Origin of the sequence: Yoonia rosea (assembly GCF_900156505.1) — a bacterium.
In the GTDB taxonomy this organism is placed as follows: domain Bacteria; phylum Pseudomonadota; class Alphaproteobacteria; order Rhodobacterales; family Rhodobacteraceae; genus Yoonia; species Yoonia rosea.
The window spans coordinates 1,375,762-1,389,760 of the sequence record NZ_FTPR01000001.1 but is presented as its reverse complement, the minus strand read 5'-3'; the positions used below and the strand labels follow the sequence as shown (position 1 = coordinate 1,389,760).

Sequence of the window (13,999 nt, the reverse complement as noted above, 5' to 3'; positions counted from 1 at the left end):
ACTCACCGTCAGCCCGGAGACACGCCATGCCCATCACCCCAGACCAACAGGCCGAAATCGACACACTCCGCAGCAATGCCAAACCCACATTGCGCGCGGTGTCCGAAGGGATGGAAGGGCACCTGTACAAAGCCTATGACGTGCTCGACCACGGGTTCATCCGCGTGATCGACTATATGGGCGATGATGCGGCGATCTGTCAGGCGGCGCGCGTGTCCTATGGCAAGGGCACCAAATCGGTCCAGAACGACGAAGGGCTGATCCGCTACCTGATGCGGCACTGGCACTCGACCCCCTTCGAGATGTGCGAGATCAAGCTGCACGTCAAACTGCCCGTCTTTGTCGCCCGCCAATGGATCCGGCACCGCACGGCCAACGTCAACGAATACTCGGCGCGCTATTCGATCCTCGACCGCGAATTCTATATCCCCGAACCCGACAAACTCGCCGCGCAATCGGTGATCAACAATCAGGGCAGGGGCGAGGCGCTGACCGGCGAGGAAGCGGCCCGCGTGCTGGAATACCTCAAAGGCGACGCCGCGCGCTGCTATGACCACTATGCCGAGATGATCTCGGATGACGGCCAACAGGGCCTCGCCCGCGAACTCGCCCGCATGAACCTGCCCGCCAACATCTATACGCAATGGTACTGGAAGGTGGACCTGCACAACCTGTTCCACTTCCTGCGCCTGCGCGCCGACAGCCACGCCCAATACGAAATCCGCGTCTACGCCGAGGAAATCTGTAAAGTCGTCGCCGACTGGGTGCCCGCCGCCTACGGCGCGTTTGAGGACTACCGCATGGGCGGCGCCACACTCTCGTCTAAGGCGATTGACTGCGTGCGCCGTATGCTTAAGGGTGAAGAGGTCACGCAAGAGACCTCTGGGATGAGCAAGGGGGAATGGCGGGAGTTTGAAGGGATTATTGGGTGAGTGATTTTGCGGAACGATTTGGTTATCGTCCAGTAAAGGTTGAACTTGACGAGCAAGAGATGCCCAAATCTCTTAGGTCCGGGCTTTGGGACATAATGAGGCATTACTATCTTTGTGAAGTAGCTGAGCGTGACATTATTGGCCAAGTAACGGGATACGGTCGAAGTTTTGACGCAGTAACTTACAAGGTTTGGTTTCACTTTTTCAAAGAGTCTGTAGACGAAAGACCTAGAAGTCCTTTGGTTGCTTTAGATACTTTGCGCGACTTTTTTTTCAGAAGACCGTTCTTCGAAGCTTATGGTTTGTTGGAGTTTCTAGCTAAGAGTGGTCCTAGTGAAGATTACGTGAGAGATGACTTTCCAAGTCAATGCAATGAAATATTTGAACGAGAACGTGCTCAATTTCGCTTTGCAGGACGCATTCTTGTAAAAGTTACCGACGATGCTGAACTTTCGGAAGTAGCTCAGGCAATGTCGGACAATCCTTCAACATCCGTCAAAGTGCACATTCAACGAGCCGCCGAATTGTACAGTGATGCGACATCGCCTGATTTTAGAAATAGCATCAAGGAGTCTATTTCTGCGGTCGAGGCCGCTGTGTCATACGTAACCGGAGAACGGCCAGGTGGTGTATCTAAACCGCTGAAGAGAATTATGGAGTCCTATTCGCTGCATCCAGCCCTACGTGACGGTTTTGAGAAGTTGTACGCTTATAGTTCTGATGCAAACGGCATTCGTCATGCTTTGATGGAAGAAGAGAATCTAAAATTGGAGGACGCGAAATACATGTTGGTGGCATGTAGCGCTTTTTCTAACTACCTCGTCTCTATCAAGGCCAGAGAAGGTTAGCTGAAGTAGGACAAGGTTCTTCCCGACACCCCCCAACACCACACATCACCCACCGGATTGGCGGGGGAGCCCCCGCCCTACGTCACCACAATCCCGATGCCACGACGAATACGGCCAATCGCGGACATCCGCCACCAAACCGTGCTTGACCGGATTGATCCAACACTCATGCACATGCGCCGCGTCATCGCGGTCATTGCGGAAGTGGTCGGCTGCGCCGCCAGGGCTCTGACCGTGCGCGCCTGAAACCGCCTACGGGACCCTTTCCAAGACGGCGCGCACACAGTGCATCAAGCACGAACGGCCGCGCCGCCTGCGTCTGTGCGGCAGCCTGCCGCAGAATGGCCATCGCGCGCACCGGCAAATCCCACGAGGGGTCCACCAAACCACCGCGCCCCATGAATGCCGCAAAGTTTTTGCTTTATGCGCGTGTTTTTGCGGTCATAGTGGCCATAACTGTTTTATCTAAGGAGATCCGGTCGTGATCTTTTTGCGTGCAATCCCGTTTTCGTTCTCCATCCTGTGGCGGTATCTCGTCGCCTTGCCAGCGCTGATCCTTGCGCTCTTTGCCTTTGCGTTTCTGGCCTTGATCGTGATCGTCGTCGCCATGCTGGTGTCACCGCTCTTCGGTTTTCTGCTTGCCATGGCCTTTGGTGTCGGGGTCAGCGTCGTACCTGTTATGGTCGGCCTGCGGGTGGGGTTGCAGGCGCATCACATCCGCCCCCGTGTGAGCTATTTCGGCATGATGAAGCCCGCCATCGGCTATAGCATTTTCGAGACGGCCGTCATGCTTGTCCTGTTTGTCGCCAGCGTGGCGGTTTTCATCTTGCTGACGCCGCTGGATATGGCTGACCTCGCGTCCCTCGACGCGCGCGACACGGATGCTTTGGTCGCGGATTTGACGGCGATCAGCCCCGTTCTGACATGGGTGCTGATCGGGGCGGTCGCGCTTGTCAGCTTTGCGCTGCGCGCGGCCCTTCTGGTGCCATTCGCAGGGGCGTCGGTGGGCAAGGACCCGACCGACCGCGCGCACACGCCGTTCTATGGTTTCGGCAACGGATTTGTCCCTGTCTTCCTCTTGGTGCTGCTGTCCTATGTGGGGCTGTCCTTTGCGGTTCCGCTGGTGGTTGTCGGCCTTGCGATGGCAGGTCTTGCACAGAATGCCCTGGCCGAGATTGCCCGGATCGCGACCTTTGACGAATTGGGGGATTTCGCCACGTTGGGCCTCGATGCGATCATCCTGATCGCCGTAACGCTTTTTGTGATGCTGTTCTTTTTCAGTCTGCAGTGCGCGGGCGCTGTGCTGGTCTACATGCGCGAGCGTGACGCGATTGTCGCGCGCCAGAAGGCCTTTGACAAGGAATTGCGCAAAGAGGAAGAAACCCTCCGCACCCCGGTCATGGAAAAAGACGACATGCTGGCACTGGTCCGCAGCCGCATGCCCGAAAGGAAGTACTAGTCAGGGTGCAACGGGTGCACCCTGTTGTCCTTGATGATAGCGGTGCTTCGGCGCTTACTCGGCTTTGGCGATATTGCCCGCCATCTTGCGCCCGTCACGCCCTTCGATCAGATCAAAGGTCACTTTCTGGTCGTCGGCAAGCCCCGTCAGGCCGGATTGTTCCACTGCCGAAATATGGACGAAAATATCCACGCCGCCATCGTCGGGCGCAATAAACCCGTAACCTTTTGTCGTATTAAACCACTTTACGGTGCCACTTGGCATGCTCCGCTCTCCTTAAATTATCGCACCCCGTAGGGTTGGGCAGGTCTTGGGCCCCGCGATCAGCGGACTTCCCTTCGCCTTCGTGCTCTAAGAATTATAGGTTTTGTGCAAAAGGCAAATGACACAAGGTCGCATCGGCGTTATCTGGTGATTTATTGCTGAAAATGGAGGCGAAATGCGGTTTTTTGGTTTAAAGGCGTGCGATACATGTCGAAAAGCGCTTAAGGCGCTGGCTGCGGCTGGACATAGCCCGCAAGTGATCGACGTGCGTGCTGATGGTGTCTCGGACGCGGATCGCGCTGCGATTATTGCGCAGTTCGGTGATGCCGCGATCAACCGCGCCTCAACCACATGGCGCGGTCTGACGGATGCCGAAAAGGACGCGGCCCCTGCCGATCTTCTGGCCGCCCATCCGACACTGATGAAACGCCCTGTGATTGAGGTGGATGGTGGATGGACAATCGGCTGGAAAGCGGATGTTCAGGCAAAATACCTTGGCGACTGACGTTTGACTGCTTATGTGATGATGTGAGCAGTAAGGAGACGAACAATGCGCAACGCCGCAAGCGTACTTGGCCTCATCGGTGGTTTGATCGGTATTCTCGTCGGTTTGTTCGGCTATGGATATGCCGAATTGTCTGAGCGTCATTCCGAGGTAGGCGAGCTTTTCGGCTTACTTGAAAACCCGGGCTTTATCCGTTTTGCCAGTTTTGTCGCACCGCTTTTGGCGATTGCCGGCGGTGCCATGGCCAAGGCCCGCGCCCTGTGGGGCGGTGTTTTGATGCTGGTTAGCGCATTTTGTTTCTATGCGGCCTTCGGGTTCAATGTGGGGACGATGTTCCCGATCGGCTTTGTGGCACTCGGTGGCTTGCTCGCGATTGCGGCGGGCAAACCCGACGAGCCTAAGGCGCATTTCTGAAGATCAGACGGTCCATGGATAGCGCGCCTGCGCCTTTCAGCACCAGTATCATCAGACAAAGCACCCAGAACGCCCGTTGATCAAGGATCAGCGCGTCTGACATCCGGTCAAACCACGCGCCCAATGTGCCTTCGTGGCTGATCCCGCCATGGCCGAAAAGGTCTGTCAGAGATTGCATGATAATAAAGCCGATCATGCCCATGGCTGCGAGGCGCGTGAAAAGTCCGATCACGATCAAGAGCGGCAAGAGAAATTCTGCAATTGTGCCGCCGGTCGCCACAGCCCAGTGAAAGACTGTGAGTTGCGATGTGTCATAGCCTGCCGCTTCCATGGCTTTGGGGAAGATCTGAACATAGGCACCGGCAGAAGGTTGCAGAAACCCGAAAATCCCGTCGCCCAGTTTGGTCAAACCTGAATTCCAGTAATAGATCAGGAGCACACCTGCGAAAACCAGTCTTGCGAGTAACGGGAGGATCGCATCGCCTAGGCGGTTGATGGGCTGGGCCAACTGGGAAAGCGGCATGGTGGTCATTGCAATGGGCCTTTCAGTAAATTTCAGTCACAGCGCCCTGCGCCAGAAGCAACCCGAGAACAGCACCCAGATCGAGACTGTCATCGGCGGTCGCGATGGTCTGGCCCAGGGTTTCCCCAGCTTGAAGCGCAGCAATGCAAGTTGCCGCGGCGCCATTGATCAGATGCAAGGTGGGATCGAAACCGGTCCGCGCGATCAACACAGCCTCGGGCTGCATTACGGGTTTAGGCGCATCGGGTTCTGTGTTGGCACGGTAGATGGCGTGGATTGGATAGTTTGAGCTGACCAATTGTGTCGCGGGCGCAATGCGCAAACGCACACCCATCAGCGCATCGGGCGCAAGAGCCGTCAGCGCCTCGGCTGCAATCGGTGCCGCATCGGCGGCATGATAGGCGTGGCGCATGGCAAGCTCGATGCGGGCGATGTCGGGCAGGTAGCTAAAGGATTGCGTTGGTTTGAAGCGGGCCAGAAACCGGGGCATCGCGTCACCGTAGAACATCATCAGCGGGGTCTTGGGCGGATGCTGGCGCAGGTAAACACCGGCCATCGCGCGAAAGAATTCATCGCCAACCAGCTTGCGCACAACAGGGAATGCGGCCTCGAGCGCGTCAGAGAGACCAACGGCCACGTTGTTGCGGTAGACATCAAAGCGTTTACTGGCGGCCTTGCCATCGGGATTAACGATGCCAACAGGCACAGCTGCCGCAGGGTCCAACATTGCGGCGCGGAAAGCGGCTTGTGTGACGGTCATGACACCACCATCGCCAGCGCGCGGTCAGCGCGTGCGATTTCACCGGACAGAACGGCCCATTCCGGCACATCCGTATCCCATTCGATCAAGAGCGGTTTCGGGCCGCATTTGGCCAGCGTGTAATCCAGCAGGGCCCAAACCGGATCAACCACCGCTTTGCCATGGCTGTCGATCAAGAGGGGGGCGCCTGTTTCGTCTTCATCCTCATCGTGTCCGCCAAGATGGATTTCGCCAACAGCGGCGAGCGGGAAGGTGTCAATATAGGCTTGTGGTGAGGTCTTGAGGTTGGTGGCGCTGACAAAGACGTTGTTGACGTCCAGCAGTAGCCCGCATCCCGTGCGCTGTGTGAGTGCGCGCAGAAAATCGGTTTCCGACATCGTGCTTTCGGCAAATGCCAGATAGCTGGAGGGGTTTTCCAGCAACATGGGGCGCCCGACCGTGTCTTGGACTTGGTTGATGTGAGAGGCGACACGGTCGAGCGTCTGGCGGGTGTAGGGGAGTGGTAGCAGGTCGTTGTAGAAATGGCTGTCGTGCGTGGACCACGCCAGATGCTCAGAGAAACTGGCAGGGTTGAGCCATGAAATCAGGTGCTTGAGGCGGGCAAGGTGGTCGGCATCCAGTGCCCCTTCGCCACCGATCGACAGGCCCACGCCGTGAACAGAGATGGGAAAGCGTTCGGCAAGGTGGCGCAGCTGCGCAATCGGGCGGCCGCCGTCGCCCATGTAGTTCTCGGCATGAACTTCCAGCCAACCGAGCGGGCCGGGGTGATCCATGATGTCGCGATAGTGCTGGGCCTTGTAGCCCACGCCGGGACGTGCGGGCAGGGTGAGGTTTTGGATGGCGTCGAACATGGCAAGGCACCTTTGGGCAGAGGAGACGTAAGGTGGAACAAGTTCCACCTTACGCAGTGTTCAGCTTATGCAGGCAGATCGCGGTCGAGGGCTTCGAGCGAACCCATACGTGCCATGCCGTCGGCTGCCGCTGGCAGTTCCATGGTTTCGCAGGTGCCGGCGGGTACCAGCGTCCAGGCGTTGCCCTGGTAGTCAACGGTGGACGTGCCTGCACATGACGTGCCGGGACCTGCGGCGCAGCCGTTCTCGCCAGCCAGCGAGACGCCGAAGCATTTTTCGTTTTCCTGTGCCGCAGCGGTTGTCGCGAGGCCGGCAACAGCAGTGGCAACAGCGCTTGCGAGGAAAAGTGTTTTTGTAGTGGTGGACATGAAAAAATCTCCTTGAGTTGGGTCAGCAATAATCTCTCACCGATGATCGGCGATGACCAAACCCTAGCGGCCAATTGCGTCGGCGCGCTATTCACAGGGCTGTGCATCGCGCCCGCGTGAGGTGATGTGAGGTTGTTTTTGCCTGCGACCGCCTGCCGCACCTGTAATTTTCTTTAAAAAACAAAGAACCCGCCGATGGGGGCATCGGCGGGTTTGTTACAGGTTCCAGCGCTGGAATGTTACAAAAGGTCCGGTGGTGTGGCCGCTTTACCCAGCTCTGCAACAATTTCGGTCAGAGATGTTACAGAAGTTTTGTTCTCGCCCAGCCGCCGCGCGGTGACTGTGCGCTCTTCAACCTCGCGCGCGCCAAGTGCCAGAATGACCGGCACTTTGCCAACCGAGTGTTCCCGGACCTTGAAGTTGATCTTCTCGTTGCGCAGATCCGCCTCTGCCCTGACGCCGGCCGCTTTCAATGCGGCCACGACCTCAAGCGCATAGTCATCTGCATCCGATACGATGGTCGCGACAACCACCTGACGCGGCGCAAGCCAGAAGGGAAGTTTGCCTGCGTGTTCTTCGATCAAGATGCCGATAAACCGCTCAAACGATCCCAAGGTCGCGCGGTGCAACATGACAGGGCGGTGCTTGCCGCCGTCCTCGCCGATATATGTGGCATCCAAACGCTCTGGCAAAACAAAGTCGACCTGATGCGTCCCGCACTGCCAGTCGCGGCCAATCGCGTCGGTCAGTACGAATTCCAACTTGGGGCCATAGAAAGCGCCCTCACCGGGGTTCAGTTCCGGTTCGATCCCTGCCGCACGTGTAGCGGCCAGAAGTGCGGCTTCGGCCTTGTCCCAGACCTCGTCCGACCCGGAACGTTTTTCGGGGCGGTCAGAGAACTTCACCTTAAAGCTCTCAAAACCGAGGTCTTTGTAGATCCCGCTGAGGAACGCAATGAATGCGGCGGTCTCTTCTTCAATCTGGCTCTCGCGGCAGAAAATATGCCCGTCATCCTGTGTAAAGCCGCGCACCCGCATGATCCCGTGTAGCGCGCCTGACGGTTCATAGCGGTTGCATGATCCGAATTCCGCCATACGCAAGGGCAGGTCGCGGTAGGATTTCAGGCCTTGGTTAAAGATCTGCACGTGGCAGGGGCAGTTCATCGGCTTGAGCGCATTGACCGCCTTTTCACGGGCGTGTTCCTCGTCGACTTCGACGATAAACATATGGTCCTGATATTTTTCCCAGTGACCAGAGGCTTCCCAAAGTTTGCGGTCCACGACCTGCGGGGTGTTCACCTCGACATAGCCGCCCTTGCGTTGCTGGCGGCGCATATAGTCTTGCAGCTCGGTATAAACGGTCCAGCCGTTGGGGTGCCAGAACACCTGACCGGGTGCCTCTTCCTGCATATGGAACAGGTCCATTTCGCGGCCCAGCTTGCGGTGGTCGCGTTTGGCGGCTTCTTCCAACATATGAAGATGCGCCTTGAGACCCTCTTTATTGGTAAAGGCACAGCCATAGATTCGCTGCAGCATCGCGCGGTCGCTGTCGCCGCGCCAATAGGCACCGGCTATGGACATGAGCTTGAACCCGTCGGCCGGCACCTGACCTGTATTCTGCAAATGCGGGCCACGGCACAAATCCTGCCAGTCGCCGTGCCAATACATGCGTAACGGTTCATTGCCGGGGATGCTTTCGATCAACTCGACCTTATAGGGTTCGCCGCGGTCCTTGTAATACTGGATCGCGACATCCCGCTCCCAAATCTCGGTGCGGACTTCATCACGCTTGTTGATGATCTCTTTCATCTTCTTTTCGATCGCGCCAAGGTCTTCGGGTGTGAAGGGCTCTTTGCGGTCAAAGTCGTAGTACCAGCCATCCTTGATCACAGGGCCGATGGTGACCTGTGTGTCCGGCCAGATTTCCTGCACAGCACGCGCCATGATATGCGCGAGGTCATGGCGCACCAGTTCAAGCGCGGGTTCTTCGTCTTTCATGGTGTTGATGGCGATGGTGCTATCGGCCTCGATCGGCCACTGCAAATCCCAGTGCTGATCGTTCACGGTCGCGCTGATCGCCTTTTTGCGCAGGCTGGAGGAAATATCAGCGGCCACGTCGGCGGCGGTGATGCCTGCCTCGTATGAGCGGCTGTTACCATCGGGGAATGTCAGGGAAATCTGTGCCATCGCTGGGCAAGCTCCTCGTCTGTTTGGCGCCTACAAAACGCCCGGTTGCGGGTTATGTGTGCGCGCTTCATGGCGTTGCGATGCGCAGAGGTCAAGCGCTTTGCGATTGCCTCATGATTTGTATGCAGAGATATACGTTGACTGCGACACAAATGGCGGTAAACACGACACAAGTTTCCGATCAGAAACCTAGATGTTGGGGAAAGACCATGGCAAGCTACAACCGTACGTTTGATCTAAGCATTCGTGATGTTGACATGATCGAAGAGGCGCTGCGCGCCCGTGGTCGTGAACTGTCCCGTATGCGTCTGGCCCTGACGGAAGAAAATCCGGCACATCTGGAATCGATCCGCGTGATTGAGCAAGACCAGCGCGAGAACGAGGAACTGCTGGGCCGTTTGCACGACCAGAAGATCTTTTACCGTCCGAAAAAAGCGGTCTATGTCGGCGGCTAAACTGACCGGTTAAGATTGTCTGCGTGAAATCCGTGCGCGGCGCGCTAGGTCATTGAGCCGGAGAGCACAATGACACAGACACTATCGCAAAAATTATTCACTACACTCACCAACGGGTCCAGTGACGACACTGATCTGCCTGATGCTGCGGCCAAGGCCGAGCCGGGCAGTTTTCTACGCCATATCCTTTCACTGAGCGCGTCCAAGATTGCGGATGGCCTGATTGACCCCAAACTGGTGCTGAGTTGGCTTTTGACCAACCTTGGTGCCGGTGCGTTCTGGGTTGGTTTGCTTGTCCCCGTGCGTGAAGCGGGTGCGCTTTTACCGCAACTCTGGACGGCGCCGATCATCGCACGCCGCAAAATCCGGAAATGGTTTTGGGCGGGTGGCGCGTTTATGCAAGGCATTGCGGCGGCGCTGATCGTCTTTGCAGGGCTGACGCTGGAGGGGGCGGCGGCGGGCGCGACCATCGTGGGGCTCTTGGCGTTACTGGCGTTGGCGCGTTCGGTCTGTTCGGCCAGCTACAAGGATGTGCTGGGCAAGACCGTTGCCAAATCGCGCCGTGGTACGGCAACCGGTTTTGCCAGTTCTGCTGCCGCCGTCGGCGTGATCCTTTTTGCGCTGATTTTGGTGTTGGGCGTTGGTGGGCGTTACTCTTTGGTGATCGGGGCGATCAGCCTGGCAGCCTGTCTTTGGGTCGGCGCGGCGGCGCTGTTTGCGACACTGCGGGAAGTGCCGATGGAAGGTGAAGGTACTGATGCTGTCGCACAGTTTTCGCTGTTGCGCGAGGACCCGCAGCTGACCCGCTTTATCATCGTGCGCAGCCTGCTTGTGGGAACAGCGCTTGCGCCGCCCTATCTGGTGATGCTGCAACCCGATAGCGCACTGGGCCAACTGGGCGTTCTCGTGCTGGCGTCGGCAGTGGCGTCGTTACTGTCGTCCTATGTCTGGGGGCGGCTGTCGGATCGCTCGTCAGCGACCGTGCTGCGGCTTGCCGGCGCAGCGGGAGGCGGCATGCTGGCACTTGTTGTTGTCCTTGATCTCATCGGCATCAGTACGGTGACAGGTGTGATCCCTGTGATGCTGTTCGGGATCATGATTGCCTATAACGGCGTGCGGCAGGGACGTTCGACGCATCTGGTGGATATGTCTGATCCAGCCGTCAGGGCGAGCTATACAGCAGTGTCCAATACGATCGTCGGTGTCGTGCTTTTGACGGCAGGTGCGCTTTTTGCAGCCCTCGCTGCCTACAGCGTGCCCTTGGTGATTGGCCTTTTTGCAGCGATGTGTTTTCTTGCAAGACTGATCGCAACCGGCTTGGAAGACGTGCAAAATGCCTGATGAACTTGTCACACCACAGGGGCGCAGGATCGCCTATCACCTGACCGACGGGACCGGCCCCGCTGTCGCGTTTCTTGGCGGCTTCAAGTCCGACATGGGCGGGACCAAAGCGGTCTTTCTCGAGGAATGGGCCCGCGCGCAGGGCCGTGCATTCCTGCGGTTCGATTACTCGGGTCACGGCGAAAGCAGCGAAGCGTTCACTGACGGTGCCATCGGCGACTGGTTTGAGGATGCTTGCGCAGCCCTCGGGTTGCTGGCGGGCAAAGTTGTGCTGGTCGGGTCCAGTATGGGCGGGTGGATATCCCTGCTGATCGCACGGGCGATGCCGGAACGGGTGGCGGGGTTGGTGACCATCGCCGCCGCACCCGATTTCACCGAAGACAGCATGTGGGCAGGGTTTTCAGATGCGCAGAAGTCCGAACTGATGGCGGGGCAGGTGGCCCTGCCTTCGGAGTATGGCGAACCCTACATCATCACCCGCCGCCTGATTGAGGAAGGTCGCACCCGTCTGGTGCTGCGTGATCCGCTGCCGTTGCCTTTTCCGGTGCGGTTCTTGCAGGGCACAGCCGATGCCGATGTGGATATGTCCGTGGCACTGCGCCTGTTGGACCATGCCACAGGCCCCGATATGCGGCTGACGCTTGTGAAAGGGGCTGATCACAGGTTTTCGGACGAGACCTGCCTCGATATCATCGTGGCGGCGGTCGAGGATGTCTTGGGGCAGGTGGGTGAACACCCACCTTACGACTGACGCTACGTTCTGCTTTGGGAAAAACGAAGGCTCTGCTTACTCTGCCACAAACCCGTGGGAGGGGACAGTATGGCGCTATCGTTGGGGCAAAAGGCAGGCTGGGGGCTGGCCGACATGGGCGTGGTCGTCTTTGTTGTGGTCAAGCAGCTTCTCGTTCTGACCTATTTGACGGCCTATCTGGGGGTGCCTGTTGGAATCGCGGGGTTTGTTACGACCGTCGTTCTGGTTTTTGACATGATTACCGATCCGCTTGTCGGCTATCTGAGCGACCGGACCCAAAGCCGTTTTGGACGGCGCGCGCCATGGATGTTTTTTGGCGTCTTGGTGATGTCTTTGGGCATGGTGGGGCTGTTTTCGGTGCCTGCAGGTCTCGGCATGGGCGCAAATCTGGCGTGGGTGGTGGCGTTCTTTGTGGTGGCGACAATCGGCTTTACGATGGTGGCCATTCCCTATGGCGCACAATCGGGCGAGATCACGCAAGATCCCAAGGAACGGTCTGCGATGACAGGGTTTCGCATGGCATTTGCGAGCATCGGTATTCTGATCGGTGGCGCTGTGATCCCCGGTCTGGCGGGATCGATGGGTTATGCCATGGCGGCCCTGTTGGTCACACCGCTGATGATCGGGGCGGTCTGGTTGTCGCTCTGGTCGATCCGCAAGGCACCACGGGTTGAACAGGCAGCACAGGTGAACCTGACAGGCATGTTCGCGCTGGTCTTTGCCAACAAGGCTTTTGTGGTTCTGGTCCTGCTTTACGGCGTCATGACGCTTGCGATTGCGATGATTACGGCAGGGCTACCCTTTGCAGCACTCTATCTGATTATCGACAGCGGTGACACGCTGCTTTCGGGAGCGGCCACGGCGCTGACCACGCTCAGCTTGATGTTCGCGGCCTTTGTTGTCGGCTCCATCCTCAGTCAGGCCGTTTGGGTGCTTCTCTCCCACAGGCTTGGCAAAGTGGGCGCACTGGTGCTGGGCCTCAGTCTCTACGTGGTCCTGCTCTATGCACTTTATACAATGCTGCCTTCGGTCAATGTGACCGTCATCGCAGGTATGTTCGTACTGGCGGGCATGACAAACGGGGCCTATCAGCAAATTCCTTGGGCCATCTACCCTGATCTGATGGACATCACCCGCCGCGACAGCGGTGTGGCTATTGAAGGGGCGTTTTCGGCGGTCTGGCTCTTTGGGCAAAAGCTGGCGAATGCAGTCGCCCCTGCTGTATTAGGTCTGACGTTGGCGGCGGCGGGTTGGCAAGAGGCCACCGGTGGCGTGGTGCCGCAGTCCGCAGAGGCGCTGCATGCATTGCAAATGGCGATCACGCTCATTCCTGCCGGAATCCTGATTGTGGCGATCCTTGGACTGGTGATGATCTACCGCCCCATGGCTGGACGTGCGCTTGCCTGATTTGGTGACCATAGAGGCCACACTAGCCAGCCAAGAGGCACAGGTGCCCAACCTGCGTGCAGGCTGCGAAAAGCGGATCATCTGGGCGGGCATGCCGGCCACGCGCACGCGGATGGCGGTTCTTTATGTTCACGGATTTTCCGCAACAGGGCAGGAGTTGCGCCCGTTGCCCGATCTGGTGGCCCAAGCGCTGGGCGCAAACCTGCATTTTACGCGGCTGACGGGCCATGGGCAGGATAGCGATGCAATGGGGCAAGCGACCCTGTCCGATTGGCGCCGTGACGTGGCCGAGGCCATTGCGATTGCGCAAACCTTGGGGGAGGAAGTCATCATCATGGGCTGTTCCACCGGATGCACATTGGCGACGCTTGCGCTGGCCGAGGGTGTGCAGGTGAAAGCAATGGTGCATATCTCGCCCAACTTTGGGCTGCGCCACCGCGTTGTGCAAACCTTGCTTGATCTGCCCGCAGCCCGGCATTGGTCAGAATATATCGCAGGGTCCACGCGTCGCATGGACCCCATCAGCGCGGCCCATGCGGCCTATTGGACGTTAGATGTGCCCATTGCGGCGGTGCATGTCATGGCCGATGCCGTGCGGGCCGTGCGCAAAGCGGATCTTTCGATAATCCGGGCACCGGCGCTCTTTTGCCTTAACGAAACTGATCAGGTGGTTCACCCTGATGAGACACGCAAAGTCATGGCGCGTTGGGGTGCTCCGACGCGGAGTGTGGCATTGATCCAGACGCCTCAGGACGATGCGATGGGGCATGTGATGGCAGGCGATGTCTTTTCGCCCGGCCAGACGGCGCCGCTCGCTCGGCAGATTACCGCTTGGGTGCAAGGGCTCTCCGCGCGCTGAAACACTTGCAGAACAACGGTTCCCACGCCACAGTGTTAAAAAACCTATAAAGGTTGAGCAGATTGTTAGGGCTTTT

Annotated in this window: 17 protein-coding genes; 11 read left to right on the top strand and 6 right to left on the bottom strand. The window is 58.1% G+C overall.

The window, feature by feature from the left end:
• The first annotated feature begins 26 nt into the window (after positions 1-26).
• The 4 genes from thyX (at position 27) to B0B09_RS06800 (ending at position 3,239) form a co-directional block, all read left to right on the top strand.
• Positions 27-932, top strand: coding sequence for an FAD-dependent thymidylate synthase (thyX, locus tag B0B09_RS06815; RefSeq protein ID WP_076658949.1), 906 nt, complete (start codon positions 27-29; stop codon positions 930-932).
• Entirely contained in the window at positions 929-1,780 is an 852-nt protein-coding gene (locus tag B0B09_RS06810) for an AbiJ-NTD4 domain-containing protein (RefSeq protein WP_076658948.1), read from the top strand. Before thyX ends, B0B09_RS06810 begins: the two co-directional genes overlap by 4 nt.
• 96 nt (positions 1,781-1,876) lie before the next feature.
• Positions 1,877-2,026, top strand: coding sequence for a hypothetical protein (locus tag B0B09_RS17905; protein WP_165689301.1), 150 nt, complete (start codon positions 1,877-1,879; stop codon positions 2,024-2,026).
• A 235-nt stretch (positions 2,027-2,261) separates the two neighbouring features.
• A complete protein-coding gene (locus tag B0B09_RS06800; protein WP_076658946.1) occupies positions 2,262-3,239 on the top strand; it encodes a hypothetical protein in 978 nt (325 codons plus the stop codon).
• Between the two features lie 54 nt (positions 3,240-3,293).
• Here B0B09_RS06800 and B0B09_RS06795 read toward each other — a convergent pair whose 3' ends face one another.
• Positions 3,294-3,503 carry a cold-shock protein gene (locus B0B09_RS06795; RefSeq protein WP_055296568.1) on the bottom strand — a complete coding sequence of 70 codons (210 nt, stop codon included), beginning with the start codon at positions 3,501-3,503 and terminating at the stop codon, positions 3,294-3,296.
• A 175-nt stretch (positions 3,504-3,678) separates the two neighbouring features.
• Here B0B09_RS06795 and B0B09_RS06790 point away from each other — a divergent pair, with 175 nt between their 5' ends.
• Together B0B09_RS06790 and B0B09_RS06785 are read left to right on the top strand one after the other, a co-directional pair.
• Positions 3,679-4,008 carry an arsenate reductase family protein gene (locus B0B09_RS06790; protein WP_076658945.1) on the top strand — a complete coding sequence of 110 codons (330 nt, stop codon included), beginning with the start codon at positions 3,679-3,681 and terminating at the stop codon, positions 4,006-4,008.
• A gap of 45 nt (positions 4,009-4,053) precedes the next feature.
• Positions 4,054-4,422, top strand: coding sequence for a hypothetical protein (locus B0B09_RS06785; protein WP_055296570.1), 369 nt, complete (start codon positions 4,054-4,056; stop codon positions 4,420-4,422).
• On the opposite strand, the gene B0B09_RS06780 is transcribed toward B0B09_RS06785, so the two are convergent.
• The 5 genes from B0B09_RS06780 to thrS form a co-directional block, all read right to left on the bottom strand.
• The gene (locus B0B09_RS06780; protein WP_076658944.1) at positions 4,406-4,954 is read right to left on the bottom strand and encodes a DoxX family protein; all 549 of its coding nucleotides are present in this window, start codon (positions 4,952-4,954) and stop codon (positions 4,406-4,408) included. The genes B0B09_RS06785 and B0B09_RS06780 overlap by 17 nt on opposite strands.
• Positions 4,955-4,967: 13 nt before the next feature.
• Entirely contained in the window at positions 4,968-5,705 is a 738-nt protein-coding gene (locus B0B09_RS06775; protein ID WP_076658943.1) for an HvfC/BufC N-terminal domain-containing protein, read from the bottom strand.
• Positions 5,702-6,556, bottom strand: a complete 855-nt coding sequence (bufB, locus tag B0B09_RS06770; RefSeq protein ID WP_076658942.1) for an MNIO family bufferin maturase — start codon at positions 6,554-6,556, stop codon at positions 5,702-5,704. The genes B0B09_RS06775 and bufB overlap by 4 nt, the downstream gene beginning before the upstream one ends.
• Before the next feature lie 65 nt (positions 6,557-6,621).
• Positions 6,622-6,924 carry a BufA1 family periplasmic bufferin-type metallophore gene (locus B0B09_RS06765; protein ID WP_076658941.1) on the bottom strand — a complete coding sequence of 101 codons (303 nt, stop codon included), beginning with the start codon at positions 6,922-6,924 and terminating at the stop codon, positions 6,622-6,624.
• Between the two features lie 239 nt (positions 6,925-7,163).
• A complete protein-coding gene (gene thrS, locus B0B09_RS06760; protein ID WP_076658940.1) occupies positions 7,164-9,110 on the bottom strand; it encodes a threonine--tRNA ligase in 1,947 nt (648 codons plus the stop codon).
• 209 nt (positions 9,111-9,319) lie between these two features.
• Between thrS and B0B09_RS06755 the strand changes: the two genes are divergently transcribed.
• The 5 genes from B0B09_RS06755 (at position 9,320) to B0B09_RS06735 (ending at position 13,923) form a co-directional block, all read left to right on the top strand.
• Positions 9,320-9,565: a hypothetical protein gene (locus tag B0B09_RS06755; RefSeq protein ID WP_055296579.1), complete on the top strand. Its 246-nt coding sequence runs from the start codon at positions 9,320-9,322 to the stop codon at positions 9,563-9,565.
• Positions 9,566-9,634: 69 nt separating this feature from the next.
• Positions 9,635-10,906, top strand: a complete 1,272-nt coding sequence (locus B0B09_RS06750) for an MFS transporter (protein WP_076658939.1) — start codon at positions 9,635-9,637, stop codon at positions 10,904-10,906.
• Complete coding sequence (locus B0B09_RS06745) at positions 10,899-11,657, top strand: alpha/beta hydrolase (RefSeq protein ID WP_076658938.1); 759 nt, start codon at positions 10,899-10,901, stop codon at positions 11,655-11,657. Before B0B09_RS06750 ends, B0B09_RS06745 begins: the two co-directional genes overlap by 8 nt.
• A gap of 69 nt (positions 11,658-11,726) precedes the next feature.
• A complete protein-coding gene (locus B0B09_RS06740) occupies positions 11,727-13,064 on the top strand; it encodes an MFS transporter (RefSeq protein WP_076658937.1) in 1,338 nt (445 codons plus the stop codon).
• The gene (locus tag B0B09_RS06735; protein ID WP_131825006.1) at positions 13,057-13,923 is read left to right on the top strand and encodes an alpha/beta hydrolase; all 867 of its coding nucleotides are present in this window, start codon (positions 13,057-13,059) and stop codon (positions 13,921-13,923) included. Before B0B09_RS06740 ends, B0B09_RS06735 begins: the two co-directional genes overlap by 8 nt.
• Positions 13,924-13,999: the final 76 nt, after the last annotated feature.